The sequence below is a fragment of the Jeotgalibacillus salarius genome, assembly GCF_004405125.1.
Taxonomy (GTDB): Bacteria; Bacillota; Bacilli; order Bacillales; family Jeotgalibacillaceae; genus Jeotgalibacillus; species Jeotgalibacillus salarius.
This window is the reverse complement of the sequence record NZ_SORX01000012.1, coordinates 25632-38750: the sequence shown is the minus strand read 5'-3', so window position 1 is coordinate 38750 and position 13119 is coordinate 25632. Positions and strand designations below refer to the sequence as shown.

Sequence of the window (13119 nt, the reverse complement as noted above, 5' to 3'; positions counted from 1 at the left end):
AACATGCCTACTATTAATCAATTAGTGCGTAAACCACGCCAATCAAAGGGCTCAAAGTCTGACTCACCAGCATTGAACAAAGGTTATAACAGCTTTAAGAAAAAAGCGACTAACCTTTCATCACCACAGAAGCGTGGTGTTTGTACTCGTGTTGGTACGATGACACCGAAGAAGCCGAACTCGGCACTTCGTAAATATGCTCGTGTGCGTCTTACAAACCAAATCGAGGTTACAGCATACATTCCTGGTATCGGGCACAACCTTCAAGAACACAGTGTTGTTCTTATTCGCGGAGGACGTGTAAAAGATTTACCAGGGGTACGTTACCACATCGTACGTGGTGCGCTTGATACTGCTGGTGTAGATGGACGTCGTCAAGGTCGTTCACTATACGGAACTAAGAGACCAAAAGACAAAAAGTAATCAACTGATAATAAAGAAATTATTTTCCTATGAAAGGAGGAAATCACATGCCTCGTAAAGGTGCAGTTACAAAACGTGATGTTTTACCGGATCCGATTCATAACTCGAAGCTGGTAACTCGTCTAGTAAACAAAATCATGATTGACGGAAAGAAAGGTACAGCTCAGCGTATCTTATATTCTGCTTTCGATATCGTTCAGGAACGTTCTGGGAAAGATGCTCTAGAAGTATTCGACCAGGCGCTTAAGAACATTATGCCAGTTCTTGAAGTACGTGCTCGCCGTGTCGGCGGTGCGAACTATCAGGTACCGGTTGAGGTGCGTCCGGAACGTCGTACTACACTTGGACTTCGCTGGTTAGTTAACTATGCACGTCTTCGTGGAGAAAAGACTATGGAAGAGCGTCTTGCTAATGAAATTCTTGATGCAGCAAACAACACTGGCGCTTCAGTTAAGAAGCGTGAAGATATGCATAAAATGGCTGAAGCAAATAAAGCATTTGCTCACTACCGCTGGTAGGATTCAGCTTTTTGTTACACAAATCTCATTTATTAGTAGGAAGGAGAAAGACCAATGCCTAGAGAGTTCTCCTTAAACAACACTCGTAATATCGGTATCATGGCACACATCGATGCCGGTAAGACGACTGCTACGGAGCGTATCCTTTACTACACAGGTCGTATCCATAAGATCGGTGAAACGCACGAAGGTGCATCACAGATGGACTGGATGGAGCAGGAGCAGGAGCGTGGGATCACGATCACATCTGCTGCAACAACTGCTTCTTGGAAAGGCCACCGTGTAAACATTATCGATACACCTGGACACGTAGACTTCACTGTTGAAGTTGAACGTTCACTTCGTGTACTTGATGGTGCTGTAGGTGTTCTTGATGCCCAGTCGGGTGTTGAGCCACAGACAGAAACTGTATGGCGTCAAGCGACAACGTATGGTGTTCCTCGTATCGTATTCGTTAATAAAATGGATAAGATCGGGGCAGACTTCCTATATTCTGTAGGAACACTGCATGACCGTCTTCAAGCTAATGCTCATCCAATTCAGTTGCCAATCGGTGCGGAAGATGAATTCGAAGGAATCATCGACCTTGTTGAAAACGTAGCATACTTCTATGAAGATGATCTTGGAACTCGTACTGATCAGCGTGAAATTCCTGAAGAGTACAAGGAGCAAGCTGAAGAATACCGCGCTAAGCTGGTTGAAGCAGCTGCGGATCTTGATGAAGAGCTAATGATGAAATATCTTGAAGGTGAAGAAATCACTGTAGATGAACTTAAAGCAGCAATCCGTAAAGGAACTTGTGATGTTGAGTTTTATCCGGTTATCTGTGGTTCTGCTTTCAAAAATAAAGGCGTTCAGCTTCTGCTTGATGCAGTACTTGAATACCTTCCATCACCACTTGATGTTAAGCCAATCACTGGACACGTTCCAGAGACTGAAGAAGAAATCGTTCGTCCAGCTAGCGACGACGAGCCATTCTCAGCGCTTGCATTCAAAGTAATGACGGATCCTTATGTAGGTAAACTTACATTCTTCCGTGTATATTCTGGTGTGCTCCAGTCTGGTTCATACGTTCAGAATGCAACGAAAGGTAAGCGTGAGCGTGTAGGACGTATCCTGCAAATGCACGCAAACTCTCGTGAAGAAATCGCGGAAGTATATGCTGGAGATATCGCTGCTGCAGTTGGTCTTAAAGATACAACTACAGGGGACACGCTATGTGATGAAAAGAGTCTTGTTATTCTTGAATCAATGGAATTCCCTGAGCCGGTTATCTCTGTTGCGATCGAACCTAAGTCTAAAGCTGACCAGGACAAGATGTCTCAGGCGCTTCAGAAGCTTCAGGAAGAAGATCCAACATTCCACGCACACACTGACCAGGAAACTGGACAGACAATCATCGCGGGTATGGGTGAGCTTCACCTTGATATCCTAGTTGATCGTATGAAGCGTGAATTCAAAGTAGAAGCTAACGTGGGTGCTCCACAGGTATCTTACCGTGAAACATTCCGCGGCTCTGCTCAAGTTGAAGGGAAGTTCGTCCGCCAGTCTGGTGGTCGTGGACAGTTCGGTCACGTTAAGATCGAATTCTCTCCTAACGAAGAGGGAGCAGGCTTTGAATTTGAAAACGGCATCGTAGGGGGTTCTGTTCCACGTGAATACATTCCGGCTGTTCAGCAGGGTCTTGAAGACTCTCTTGACAACGGTGTACTAGCTGGTTACCCTCTAATCGACATCAAAGCGAGACTATACGATGGTTCATACCATGACGTTGACTCCTCTGAGATGGCGTTTAAGATTGCTGCTTCAATGGCATTGAAAAATGCGGTTGCTAAGTGTAACCCGGTTCTTCTTGAGCCGCTAATGCGCGTAGAAGTGATGATTCCTGAAGAATATATGGGAGACATCATGGGAGACGTTACAGCTCGCCGTGGACGTGTTGAAGGAATGTCTGCTCGCGGTAACACACAAATCGTAAAAGCATTTGTACCGCTGGCTGAAATGTTCGGATACGCAACTTCACTTCGTTCTAACACGCAGGGACGTGGAACATTCTCAATGTTCTTCGATCACTACGAGGAAGTACCGAAGTCTGTGAGTGAAGAAATCATCAAAAAAAATAAAGGTGAATAATTGATTTCACCCTTACATTAAAGTATAACTACTTATGTAAGCTATGGTGTACTGGGGGCAGCTGCCCCCGAAAAGCCATATTTAAAAATAAAACTAATTAATTTTTTATAATTTGAAGGAGGAATTCCGTAATGGCTAAGGAAAAATTCGACCGTTCGAAAACCCATGCTAACATTGGTACAATCGGACACGTTGACCATGGTAAAACAACTCTAACTGCTGCAATCACAACTGTACTTCACAAGAAATATGGTCGTGGATCTGCAATGGCTTATGATCAAATTGATGGTGCTCCAGAAGAGCGCGAGCGCGGAATCACAATCTCAACTGCACACGTTGAGTACGAAACTGACACTCGTCACTATGCACACGTTGACTGCCCAGGACACGCTGACTATGTTAAAAACATGATCACTGGTGCTGCTCAAATGGACGGCGGTATTCTTGTAGTATCTGCTGCTGATGGCCCAATGCCACAGACTCGTGAGCACATCCTTCTTTCTCGTCAGGTAGGCGTACCTTACCTTGTAGTATTCATGAACAAATGCGACATGGTAGACGACGAAGAGCTTCTTGAACTAGTTGAAATGGAAATCCGTGACCTTCTTTCTGAGTACGATTTCCCAGGCGACGATATCCCTGTAATCAAAGGTTCTGCTCTTAAAGCACTTGAAGGAGAAGAAGAGTGGGAAGAGAAAATCTTCGAACTTATGGAAGCTGTAGATAGCTACATTCCAACTCCTGAGCGTGACACTGAAAAGCCATTCATGATGCCAATTGAGGATGTATTCTCAATCACTGGCCGTGGTACAGTTGCTACTGGACGTGTTGAGCGTGGACAAGTTAAAGTTGGTGACGAAGTAGAAATCATCGGTCTTTCTGAAGATCCGAAGAAAACTACTGTTACTGGTGTTGAAATGTTCCGTAAGCTTCTTGACTATGCAGAAGCTGGCGACAACATTGGCGCACTTCTTCGTGGGGTTGCTCGTGAAGACATCAACCGTGGACAGGTTCTTGCTAAGCCAGGAACAATCACTCCACACACTAACTTCAAAGCTGAAGTTTATGTTCTATCTAAAGAAGAAGGTGGACGTCACACTCCATTCTTCACTAACTACCGCCCACAGTTCTACTTCCGTACTACGGACGTAACTGGCGTATGTAACCTTCCTGATGGAGTAGAAATGGTTATGCCTGGCGACAACATCGAAATGACTGTTGAGCTAATCTCTCCTATCGCAATCGAAGAAGGAACTAAGTTCTCAATTCGTGAAGGTGGCCGTACAGTAGGCGCTGGCGTTGTTGCTACTATCCAGAAGTAATTTCTGAATGTGTAGATCCTGCATCCTTATGGGTGCAGGATTTTTTTATTGGGTTTGCCGGTTTTGAGTAAAGGAGGCTGAGAACGGAAGCATTGACAGCGTTGATCCTGCAATCTTAGAAAAAGACTTCAAATAGATTTTAATGACCCTGATTCCTCGCTATAAAAATTAATGGGAGTGAATGATAAAAAAATGATCCAACTAGAACAAGATAGAACCGGGAAAACCAAATTTGACTTCAAGTACCTCAAAAATCAATCTGCATTTTACCACTTAGACAATCATTCCTCCAAAACTACTTCTCATAATCACTCAAAGTCGCTAAACTACTATAGAAGAAACTCACCAATAAGACCGTCCCGCTGAAAGGGGAAATGACACGTGGAGCCCATTCATCTATGGCTATCTATCTACGATAAACAAACTAAAAAACCACTTCGTCAAATACAGCCAATTCTTCCGGCAGTTATTCTGGCGTATCAACAATCTTTTAAGCTGTCAGCCATCACGGCAGAAGAAGCAACTGACAAGCTTGGCATCCTGTTAAATAATCATAAATATCTATCCCTGATAAAAGACTGGGAACAAGAAGGTTACTTTACTATAGAAGAAAGACGTTTTGGATCAATGGTGTCGAGATTATATCACTTAAAAAAACTGTCTTCAGCTGCATACAAAGATCTGGATGAATTGAAAAATCGGACAGAACTTCATATGATGACAAACGAAGATCTTCACTATTTAGCATTCGGCTCATTACTAAGCAGTAAACATGCAGCTTACCGAACGAACTCACCATGGCTAATAGCTGCTGAAAGTGTGATTCAACAGCAGAAAACCCTATGAATTTTCTGCCTATTTACTTATCACTTGAAAGACAGCTGCATGGGTCTTATAATAGAAAAAGTGTAACAGAAAGTATTTTTGCAACAGGGGTTGCACAAACAAAATATTTTCTGTATAATATTTAATGTTGGTCTTTGACTTGCGATGAAGCAGGAGGTTGCCGACACACCCGGCCGCTTTGCCATGGCTAGTGTGTGGGAAATTTCTGCGGAGAATGTCTATTCCTAAATAGGCGATAAAGGAGGGAAAATAATGGCAAAACAAAAAATCCGTATCCGCTTGAAAGCATATGATCACAGAATTCTTGATCAGTCTGCTGAAAAGATTGTTGAAACTGCAAAACGTTCAGGTGCTAGTGTTTCGGGTCCAATCCCGCTTCCAACTGAAAAGTCAATTTACACAATTCTTCGTGCGGTCCACAAATACAAAGATGCTCGTGAGCAGTTTGAAATGCGCACGCACAAACGTCTTGTAGACATTGTGAACCCAACACCGCAAACGGTAGATGCGCTTATGCGTCTTGATTTACCGTCTGGCGTTGACATCGAAATCAAACTTTAATCAACAAAAAATAAAATTAAATTAAATTAAATTATAGGAGGTGTGACTAATGACCAAAGGAATCTTAGGTAGAAAGATTGGAATGACTCAGGTTTTTGCTGAGAACGGCGATCTTATCCCAGTAACAGTAATCGAAGCTACACCAAACGTAGTTCTTCAAAAGAAAGCTGTTGATACTGATGGATACGAATCAATCCAGATCGGTTTTGAAGACAAGCGCGAAAAGCTTGCTAACAAACCATCAAAAGGACATGCCGCTAAAGCTGAAACGGCTCCTAAGCGCTTCGTCCGTGAAATCCGCGGTGTTGAGCTTGGCGAGTATGAGATTGGTCAAGAAGTCAAGGTTGATATTTTCGCAGAAGGCGATGTAGTAGATGTGAGTGGAATTTCTAAGGGTAAAGGTTTTCAAGGTGCAATCAAGCGTCATAACCAATCCCGCGGACCAATGACTCACGGTTCACGTTATCACCGTCGTCCTGGTTCAATGGGTCCTGTTGATCCGAACCGCGTATTCAAAGGTAAATTGCTACCTGGACGCATGGGCGGAGAAAAAATTACAGTTCAGAACCTTTCAATCGTAAAGGTAGACGCTGAACGTAATCTGTTACTTGTTAAAGGTAATGTTCCAGGCCCTAACAAGACACTTATCACTGTGAAAAGTGCAATTAAAACGAAATAATAAACGTTAATTGGAAAGGAGGAAACAGGAATGCCTAAAGTATCCGTATTTAAACAGGATGGTTCACAAGCTGGTGATATCGAGCTTAACGAATCTATCTTCGGCATTGAGCCAAACAACGCAGTGATGTTCGAAACTGTACTGATGCAGCGTGCTGCACAGCGTCAGGGAACTCACAAAGTAAAAAATCGTTCTGAAGTAGCCGGCGGTGGTCGTAAGCCATGGCGTCAGAAGGGAACTGGACGTGCCCGTCAAGGTTCGATCCGTTCACCACAATGGCGCGGCGGTGGAGTCGTATTCGGCCCAACACCACGTAGCTATAGCTATAAGCTTCCTAAAAAAGTTCGTCGTCTGGCGATCAAATCAGCTCTTTCAAGCAAAGTGGCTGAAGAAAACATTTTAGTTCTAGAGGCGCTTTCATTCGAATCGCCAAAAACGAAGGAATTTGCTTCAGTATTGAGCAGCCTTTCATTAGACAAGAAGGTCCTAGTTGTGACTGAAGGTCTTGATGAAAACGTAACTCTATCTGGACGTAATCTTCCAGGCGTAACTGTTGTATCTGCTACTGGTGTCAACGTACTTGATGTACTGGGTCACGACAAGCTGATCATGACAAAAGGTGCAGTTCAAAAAGTAGAGGAGGTGCTTGCATAATGGATGCTCGCGATATTATTAAGCGCCCCGTAATTACTGAGCGTTCTTCAGACCTTATGGGTGAGAAGAAATATACGTTCGAAGTCAACACTCGTGCTAACAAAACACAAGTGAAAGACGCAGTCCAGGAAATCTTTGGTGTAAATGTTGAGAAAGTTAACATCATGAACTACAAAGGTAAATTCAAGCGCATGGGACGTTATACAGGTTTTACTAACAAGCGTCGCAAAGCGATTGTAACCCTGACAGAAGATAGCAAAGAAATCGAATTTTTTGAGGTTTAAATAAACCGATAACTAGAAGAGGAGGGAACAGACATGGCGATTAAAAAGTACAAACCTACCTCCAACGGTCGTCGCGGCATGACAACTTCTGATTTTGCTGAAATTACAACTAGCAAACCGGAAAAATCACTTCTTGCGCCAATTAAGCGTAAAGGTGGCCGTAACAACCAGGGTAAGTTAACAGTTCGTCACCAAGGTGGAGGCCATAAGCGCCAATACCGTGTCATCGATTTCGCTCGTACGAAAGATGGCATTCCAGGACGCGTTGCTACGATCGAATACGATCCGAACCGTTCTGCAAACATTGCACTAATCAACTACGTTGATGGTGAAAAGCGTTATATCCTAGCTCCTAAGGGACTTGTAGTAGGCATGGAAATCGTGTCAGGCCCTGAAGCGGATATTAAAACAGGAAATGCACTTCCACTAGTAAACATTCCAGTGGGTACTGTAATCCACAACATCGAGCTTAAGCCTGGTAAAGGTGGTCAGCTTGTACGTTCAGCTGGTACATCAGCACAGGTATTAGGTAAAGAAGGTAAATATGTTCTTGTGCGTCTGAACTCAGGCGAAACTCGTATGATCCTTGCAACTTGCCGTGCAACGGTAGGACAAGTTGGTAACGAGCAACACGAACTAATCAACATTGGTAAAGCAGGACGTTCACGCTGGTTAGGCAAACGCCCAACTGTACGTGGTTCTGTAATGAACCCGAATGATCACCCACACGGTGGTGGTGAAGGTAAAGCGCCAATCGGCCGTAAATCACCAATGTCACCATGGGGTAAACCAACTCTTGGTTACAAGACTCGTAAGAAGACAAACAAGTCCGATAAGTTTATCGTACGCCGTCGTAAAAAATAACGAGATTGAGCTACGGTTCATTAATAGAGCCGTAGGGCAATCACGAAGGGAGGTTCCAGTATGGGGCGCAGCTTGAAAAAAGGACCTTTTGTAGACGATCATTTAATGACAAAAGTTGAGAAGCTTAATGAATCAGACAAGAAGCAGGTTATTAAAACTTGGTCTCGTCGTTCAACAATCTTCCCTACCTTCATCGGTCATACAATCGCTGTATATGATGGACGCAAACACGTACCAGTTTACGTGACTGAAGATATGGTTGGTCATAAACTTGGTGAATTCGCACCAAGCCGTACGTACAAAGGTCACGCAAGTGATGATAAGAAAACAAGACGCTAATTGAGAGGAGGCTATCCTAATGCAAGCAAAAGCTGTTGCAAACACAGTTCGTATTGCTCCTCGTAAAGTACGCCTAGTAGCAGATTTAATCCGCGGTAAGCAGGTTGGCGAAGCGGTGGCTATATTAAACCATACACCACGCTCGGCATCACCAGTAATCGAGAAAGTATTAAAATCTGCTGTAGCGAACGCTGAGCATAATTACGACATGGACATTAACAACCTTGTGATTTCTGAAGCATATGTAAACGAAGGGCCAACACTTAAACGTTTCCGTCCTCGTGCACAAGGTCGTGCAAGTGCCATTAATAAACGTACAAGCCACATCACAATCGTGGTATCTGAAAAAAAGGAGGGATAACACGTGGGTCAAAAAGTACATCCAATAGGATTAAGAATCGGAATCATCCGTGACTGGGAATCAAAATGGTTCGCAGGCAAAGATTACGCAGACTTACTACATGAAGACCTTAGAGTGCGTGACTACATCGAAGGTCGTCTGAAAGAAGCATCAGTTTCTAAAGTAGAAATCGAGCGAGCGGCTAACCGCGTTAACATTACAATTCACACTGCTAAGCCAGGTATGGTTATCGGTAAAGGTGGTACTGAAGTCGAAGCACTTCGTAAAGACCTTAACAAGATTACTGGCAAACGAGTTCACATCAACATCGTTGAAATCAAACGCGCTGATCTTGATGCGAAACTTGTAGGTGAAAACATTGCACGTCAATTGGAAAACCGTGTGTCTTTCCGTCGTGCTCAAAAACAAGCAATCCAACGCACAATGCGTTCTGGCGCTAAAGGGATCAAAACAATGGTTTCTGGTCGTCTTGGCGGAGCAGACATCGCACGTGCTGAACATTACAGTGAAGGTACTGTTCCACTTCATACTCTTCGTGCTGACATCGATTACGCTCACGTTGAAGCGGATACTACGTATGGTAAGCTCGGAGTTAAAGTATGGATCTATCGTGGAGAAGTTCTTCCTACCAAGAATCACAAGAAATCCGAGGAAGGAGGAAACTAATCATGTTATTACCTAAACGCGTTAAATATCGTCGTGTACACCGTGGAAAAATGCGCGGACAGGCAAAAGGCGGTACTGAAGTAAGTTTTGGTGAATACGGCCTGCAAGCTCTTGAAGCTAGCTGGATCACTAACCGTCAGATCGAGTCTGCTCGTATCGCGATGACACGTTACATGAAACGTGGCGGTAAAGTATGGATTAAAATCTTCCCACACAAGCCTTACACTAAGAAACCTCTAGAAGTCCGAATGGGTTCCGGTAAAGGGGCACCTGAAGGATGGGTAGCAGTTGTAAAGCCGGGTAAGATTATGTTCGAAATCGCTGGAGTACCAGAAGAAGTTGCTCGTGAAGCACTTCGACTAGCATCACACAAACTTCCGATTAAGACTAAGTTTGTAAAACGAGAAGAAATTGGTGGTGAATCAAATGAAAGCTAATGAAATTCGTGACCTAACCACTGCCGAAATTGAACAAAAAGTTAAATCTTTGAAGGAAGAGCTATTCAATCTTCGTTTCCAACTGGCTACTGGTCAGCTTGAAAACACTGCTCGTATCCGTCAAGTACGAAAAGCCATTGCTCGCATGAAAACCGTGATTCGTGAAAGAGAAATTGGCGCTAACAACTGATAACTGAGAGGAGGTTTGCAGCATGAGTGAACGCAATCAGCGTAAGGTTTATACCGGCCGTGTTGTTTCGGACAAAATGGACAAAACAATCACAGTTGTGGTAGAAACACAAAAGAAACATTCACTTTATGGCAAACGAGTAAAGTACTCTAAGAAGTACAAAGCTCACGATGAACAAAACCAAGCCAAAACTGGCGACATTGTTCGCATTATGGAAACTCGTCCGCTTTCAGCAACAAAACGTTTCCGTCTAGTGGAAGTCGTAGAAGAAGCGGTTATTATCTAATATATTGTTCGGGAATGTTAATTCCGAAGGGAGGTAACCTACATGATTCAACAGGAATCACGTTTAAAAGTAGCTGACAATTCTGGCGCACGTGAAGTGTTAACCATTAAAGTTCTTGGAGGCTCAGGCCGTAAGACTGCTAATATTGGTGATGTGATCGTCTGCACAGTGAAACAAGCAACACCAGGAGGCGTTGTTAAAAAAGGTGAAGTTGTGAGAGCAGTAGTTGTTCGCACAAAGAGCGGTGTTCGTCGTAAAGATGGTACGTATATCAAGTTCGATGAGAACGCTTGTGTCATCATTCGTGACGACAAAGGCCCTCGTGGAACTCGTATCTTCGGACCGGTTGCTCGTGAGCTTCGTGACAGCAACTTCATGAAGATCGTTTCTCTAGCACCAGAAGTTCTTTAATTGATAATCAACCACCGTATCAAGGAGGTGCGACAGGATGCACGTTAAAAAAGGCGACAAAGTAATGGTTATTTCCGGAAAAGACAAAGGTAAGACTGGTACAATTCTTGCTACTTCTCCAAAGAGTGACCGCGTAGTTGTTGAAGGTGTGAACATTGTAAAGAAACATTCGAAACCTTCACAAATGAATCCACAAGGTGGAATCTCCAACATGGAGGCAGCTATTCACGTATCAAACGTGATGCTGATCGATCCGAAAACAAACGAACCGACACGTGTTGGTTATAAAGTTGAGGACGGTAAGAAAGTACGTATTGCTAAAAAATCAGGTGAATCTTTAGATAAATAGTTAATGAAGAGGGGAGGTACTCAAGCATGAACCGCCTAAAAGAAAAGTTCAACAGTGAAATCACACCTGCTCTAGTTAAGAAGTTTGATTATACTTCAGTAATGCAGGTGCCAAAAATCGAAAAAATCGTAATCAACATGGGTGTTGGTGAAGCAGTTCAAAACACTAAATCACTAGATACAGCAGTTGAGGAGCTTACAACAATCACTGGTCAAAAGCCTTTGATTACTAAAGCTAAGAAATCTATCGCAGGCTTCCGTCTTCGTGAAGGTATGCCAATCGGTGCGAAAGTTACACTTCGCGGCGAGCGTATGTACGACTTCCTAGACAAGCTAATCTCTGTTTCTCTACCACGTGTACGTGACTTCCGCGGTGTATCTAAAAAGTCTTTCGACGGTCGCGGTAACTACACTCTTGGTGTTAAAGAGCAGCTTATCTTCCCAGAGATCGATTATGACAAAGTGAACAAAGTACGTGGCATGGACATCGTAATTGTAACGACAGCTAACTCAGACGAAGAGTCTCGTGAGCTTCTGACACAATTCGGTATGCCATTCCAAAAGTAATCTCTACAAAAGGGAGGCGTAAACGTGGCTAAAAAATCAATGATTGCGAAACAAAAACGCAAGCAAAAATTCCAAGTACAAGAGTATACACGTTGCGAACGTTGCGGACGTCCACACTCAGTACTACGCAAATTTAAGCTTTGCCGTATTTGTTTCCGTGAACTAGCATACAAGGGTCAAATTCCTGGCGTTAAGAAAGCCAGCTGGTAATACCCGATTTTGGGAAGGAGGTAAATTAATATGACAATGACAGATCCAATCGCAGATCTTCTGACTCGCATCCGTAATGCGAATCAAGTTCGTCACGAGAAGCTAGAGGTACCTGCTTCTAACATGAAGAAAGAAATCGCAGAAATCCTTAAGCGTGAAGGTTTCATCCGTGACGTTGAATATATCGAGGACAGCAAGCAGGGTATCATTCGCATCTTCCTCAAGTATGGTGCAAACAATGAGCGTGTTATCACTGGCCTTAAGCGTATTTCAAAACCTGGTCTTCGCGTATACGCAAAAGCTGATGAGCTTCCGCGCGTACTGAACGGCCTTGGAATTGCAATCGTATCTACTTCAACTGGCGTTGTAACTGACAAAGAAGCTCGCGCTAAGCAAGTTGGCGGAGAAGTTCTAGCATACGTCTGGTAATATCTTTTAATCGAAAGAGAGGTGCAACAAAATGTCTCGTGTAGGAAAAAAACCAATTGAGGTACCTGCTGACGTAACGTTAAACTTTGATGGTTCAACTGTTACTGCAAAAGGACCTAAAGGTGAACTTTCATTCACTTTTAACTCAGAAATGAAATTCGAGCAAGAAGGCAGCACTTTAACAGTTGTCCGCCCTTCAGACTCTAAAGAACACCGTACAATCCACGGTACAACTCGTGCGATCCTGAACAACATGATCCAGGGTGTATCTACAGGATTTGAACGTACACTTGAACTTATCGGGGTTGGTTATCGTGCACAAAAACAAGGTAACAAACTTGTTCTTAACGTAGGATACTCTCACCCAGTTGAGATTACACCTGAAGAAGGAATCGAAATCGAAGTTCCTTCTAATACGAAGGTTACAATCAAAGGCGCAAGCAAAGAGCGCGTAGGCGCACTAGCTGCAAACATCCGTGACGTACGTCCACCAGAGCCTTACAAAGGTAAAGGGATCCGTTATGAAGGCGAATATGTTCGTCGTAAAGAAGGTAAAACAGGTAAATAATGCCGCTTAGGCGCATGAAAGGA

22 protein-coding genes are annotated in these 13119 nt (G+C 43.5%); all 22 read left to right on the top strand.

Annotated elements, in window-relative coordinates; translation table 11 throughout:
• Positions 1-3 precede the first annotated feature (3 nt).
• The 22 genes from rpsL to rplF all read left to right on the top strand — a co-directional run bounded on the left by rpsL (position 4) and on the right by rplF (position 13096).
• A complete protein-coding gene (gene rpsL, locus E2626_RS15400; RefSeq protein WP_134382767.1) occupies positions 4-423 on the top strand; it encodes a 30S ribosomal protein S12 in 420 nt (139 codons plus the stop codon).
• A gap of 47 nt (positions 424-470) precedes the next feature.
• Positions 471-941 (top strand): 30S ribosomal protein S7, encoded by a 471-nt coding sequence (rpsG, locus tag E2626_RS15395; RefSeq protein WP_134382765.1) that lies wholly within the window; start codon positions 471-473, stop codon positions 939-941.
• 54 nt (positions 942-995) lie between these two features.
• Complete coding sequence (gene fusA, locus E2626_RS15390) at positions 996-3074, top strand: elongation factor G (protein ID WP_134382763.1); 2079 nt, start codon at positions 996-998, stop codon at positions 3072-3074.
• Between the two features lie 131 nt (positions 3075-3205).
• Positions 3206-4396: an elongation factor Tu gene (gene tuf / locus E2626_RS15385; protein WP_134382761.1), complete on the top strand. Its 1191-nt coding sequence runs from the start codon at positions 3206-3208 to the stop codon at positions 4394-4396.
• A gap of 381 nt (positions 4397-4777) precedes the next feature.
• Complete coding sequence (locus E2626_RS15380) at positions 4778-5242, top strand: hypothetical protein (RefSeq protein WP_134382759.1); 465 nt, start codon at positions 4778-4780, stop codon at positions 5240-5242.
• Positions 5243-5494: 252 nt separating this feature from the next.
• Positions 5495-5803, top strand: a complete 309-nt coding sequence (gene rpsJ / locus E2626_RS15375) for a 30S ribosomal protein S10 (RefSeq protein WP_104059792.1) — start codon at positions 5495-5497, stop codon at positions 5801-5803.
• A 49-nt stretch (positions 5804-5852) separates the two neighbouring features.
• Positions 5853-6482: a 50S ribosomal protein L3 gene (rplC, locus tag E2626_RS15370; RefSeq protein ID WP_134382757.1), complete on the top strand. Its 630-nt coding sequence runs from the start codon at positions 5853-5855 to the stop codon at positions 6480-6482.
• Positions 6483-6512: 30 nt separating this feature from the next.
• Entirely contained in the window at positions 6513-7136 is a 624-nt protein-coding gene (gene rplD / locus E2626_RS15365; RefSeq protein ID WP_134382755.1) for a 50S ribosomal protein L4, read from the top strand.
• Complete coding sequence (gene rplW / locus E2626_RS15360) at positions 7136-7420, top strand: 50S ribosomal protein L23 (protein WP_134382753.1); 285 nt, start codon at positions 7136-7138, stop codon at positions 7418-7420. The genes rplD and rplW overlap by 1 nt, the downstream gene beginning before the upstream one ends.
• Positions 7421-7453: 33 nt before the next feature.
• Positions 7454-8284 carry a 50S ribosomal protein L2 gene (rplB, locus tag E2626_RS15355; protein WP_134382751.1) on the top strand — a complete coding sequence of 277 codons (831 nt, stop codon included), beginning with the start codon at positions 7454-7456 and terminating at the stop codon, positions 8282-8284.
• A 60-nt stretch (positions 8285-8344) separates the two neighbouring features.
• Positions 8345-8623 (top strand): 30S ribosomal protein S19, encoded by a 279-nt coding sequence (gene rpsS / locus E2626_RS15350; protein ID WP_134382749.1) that lies wholly within the window; start codon positions 8345-8347, stop codon positions 8621-8623.
• Positions 8624-8642: 19 nt separating this feature from the next.
• Entirely contained in the window at positions 8643-8984 is a 342-nt protein-coding gene (gene rplV, locus E2626_RS15345; RefSeq protein ID WP_134382747.1) for a 50S ribosomal protein L22, read from the top strand.
• A gap of 3 nt (positions 8985-8987) precedes the next feature.
• Positions 8988-9650 carry a 30S ribosomal protein S3 gene (gene rpsC / locus E2626_RS15340; protein ID WP_134382745.1) on the top strand — a complete coding sequence of 221 codons (663 nt, stop codon included), beginning with the start codon at positions 8988-8990 and terminating at the stop codon, positions 9648-9650.
• 2 nt (positions 9651-9652) lie between these two features.
• Positions 9653-10087: a 50S ribosomal protein L16 gene (rplP, locus tag E2626_RS15335; protein WP_134382743.1), complete on the top strand. Its 435-nt coding sequence runs from the start codon at positions 9653-9655 to the stop codon at positions 10085-10087.
• On the top strand, positions 10077-10277 hold the full coding sequence (gene rpmC, locus E2626_RS15330; RefSeq protein WP_039806292.1) for a 50S ribosomal protein L29: 201 nt from the start codon (positions 10077-10079) through the stop codon (positions 10275-10277). The genes rplP and rpmC overlap by 11 nt, the downstream gene beginning before the upstream one ends.
• Positions 10278-10299: 22 nt before the next feature.
• Positions 10300-10563: a 30S ribosomal protein S17 gene (gene rpsQ / locus E2626_RS15325; protein ID WP_134382741.1), complete on the top strand. Its 264-nt coding sequence runs from the start codon at positions 10300-10302 to the stop codon at positions 10561-10563.
• Positions 10564-10605: 42 nt separating this feature from the next.
• Entirely contained in the window at positions 10606-10974 is a 369-nt protein-coding gene (gene rplN / locus E2626_RS15320; RefSeq protein WP_134382739.1) for a 50S ribosomal protein L14, read from the top strand.
• A gap of 37 nt (positions 10975-11011) precedes the next feature.
• Positions 11012-11323, top strand: a complete 312-nt coding sequence (gene rplX / locus E2626_RS15315) for a 50S ribosomal protein L24 (RefSeq protein ID WP_134382737.1) — start codon at positions 11012-11014, stop codon at positions 11321-11323.
• A gap of 26 nt (positions 11324-11349) precedes the next feature.
• On the top strand, positions 11350-11889 hold the full coding sequence (rplE, locus tag E2626_RS15310) for a 50S ribosomal protein L5 (RefSeq protein WP_041120842.1): 540 nt from the start codon (positions 11350-11352) through the stop codon (positions 11887-11889).
• A gap of 24 nt (positions 11890-11913) precedes the next feature.
• Positions 11914-12099 (top strand): type Z 30S ribosomal protein S14, encoded by a 186-nt coding sequence (locus E2626_RS15305; RefSeq protein ID WP_053217608.1) that lies wholly within the window; start codon positions 11914-11916, stop codon positions 12097-12099.
• Positions 12100-12129: 30 nt separating this feature from the next.
• On the top strand, positions 12130-12528 hold the full coding sequence (gene rpsH, locus E2626_RS15300) for a 30S ribosomal protein S8 (RefSeq protein WP_039806304.1): 399 nt from the start codon (positions 12130-12132) through the stop codon (positions 12526-12528).
• 31 nt (positions 12529-12559) lie between these two features.
• On the top strand, positions 12560-13096 hold the full coding sequence (gene rplF, locus E2626_RS15295) for a 50S ribosomal protein L6 (RefSeq protein ID WP_134382735.1): 537 nt from the start codon (positions 12560-12562) through the stop codon (positions 13094-13096).
• Positions 13097-13119: the final 23 nt, after the last annotated feature.

Bases quoted from the DNA above. Each gene is read 5' to 3' on its own strand.
- rpsL (WP_134382767.1), top strand. From the start codon at position 4: ATGCCTACTATTAATCAATTAGTGCGTAAACCACGCCAATCAAAGGGC.
- rpsG (WP_134382765.1), top strand. From the start codon at position 471: ATGCCTCGTAAAGGTGCAGTTACAAAACGTGATGTTTTACCGGATCCG.
- fusA (WP_134382763.1), top strand. From the start codon at position 996: ATGCCTAGAGAGTTCTCCTTAAACAACACTCGTAATATCGGTATCATG.
- tuf (WP_134382761.1), top strand. From the start codon at position 3,206: ATGGCTAAGGAAAAATTCGACCGTTCGAAAACCCATGCTAACATTGGT.
- rpsJ (WP_104059792.1), top strand. From the start codon at position 5,495: ATGGCAAAACAAAAAATCCGTATCCGCTTGAAAGCATATGATCACAGA.
- rplC (WP_134382757.1), top strand. From the start codon at position 5,853: ATGACCAAAGGAATCTTAGGTAGAAAGATTGGAATGACTCAGGTTTTT.
- rplD (WP_134382755.1), top strand. From the start codon at position 6,513: ATGCCTAAAGTATCCGTATTTAAACAGGATGGTTCACAAGCTGGTGAT.
- rplW (WP_134382753.1), top strand. From the start codon at position 7,136: ATGGATGCTCGCGATATTATTAAGCGCCCCGTAATTACTGAGCGTTCT.
- rplB (WP_134382751.1), top strand. From the start codon at position 7,454: ATGGCGATTAAAAAGTACAAACCTACCTCCAACGGTCGTCGCGGCATG.
- rpsS (WP_134382749.1), top strand. From the start codon at position 8,345: ATGGGGCGCAGCTTGAAAAAAGGACCTTTTGTAGACGATCATTTAATG.
- rplV (WP_134382747.1), top strand. From the start codon at position 8,643: ATGCAAGCAAAAGCTGTTGCAAACACAGTTCGTATTGCTCCTCGTAAA.
- rplP (WP_134382743.1), top strand. From the start codon at position 9,653: ATGTTATTACCTAAACGCGTTAAATATCGTCGTGTACACCGTGGAAAA.
- rpmC (WP_039806292.1), top strand. From the start codon at position 10,077: ATGAAAGCTAATGAAATTCGTGACCTAACCACTGCCGAAATTGAACAA.
- rpsQ (WP_134382741.1), top strand. From the start codon at position 10,300: ATGAGTGAACGCAATCAGCGTAAGGTTTATACCGGCCGTGTTGTTTCG.
- rplN (WP_134382739.1), top strand. From the start codon at position 10,606: ATGATTCAACAGGAATCACGTTTAAAAGTAGCTGACAATTCTGGCGCA.
- rplX (WP_134382737.1), top strand. From the start codon at position 11,012: ATGCACGTTAAAAAAGGCGACAAAGTAATGGTTATTTCCGGAAAAGAC.
- rplE (WP_041120842.1), top strand. From the start codon at position 11,350: ATGAACCGCCTAAAAGAAAAGTTCAACAGTGAAATCACACCTGCTCTA.
- rpsH (WP_039806304.1), top strand. From the start codon at position 12,130: ATGACAATGACAGATCCAATCGCAGATCTTCTGACTCGCATCCGTAAT.
- rplF (WP_134382735.1), top strand. From the start codon at position 12,560: ATGTCTCGTGTAGGAAAAAAACCAATTGAGGTACCTGCTGACGTAACG.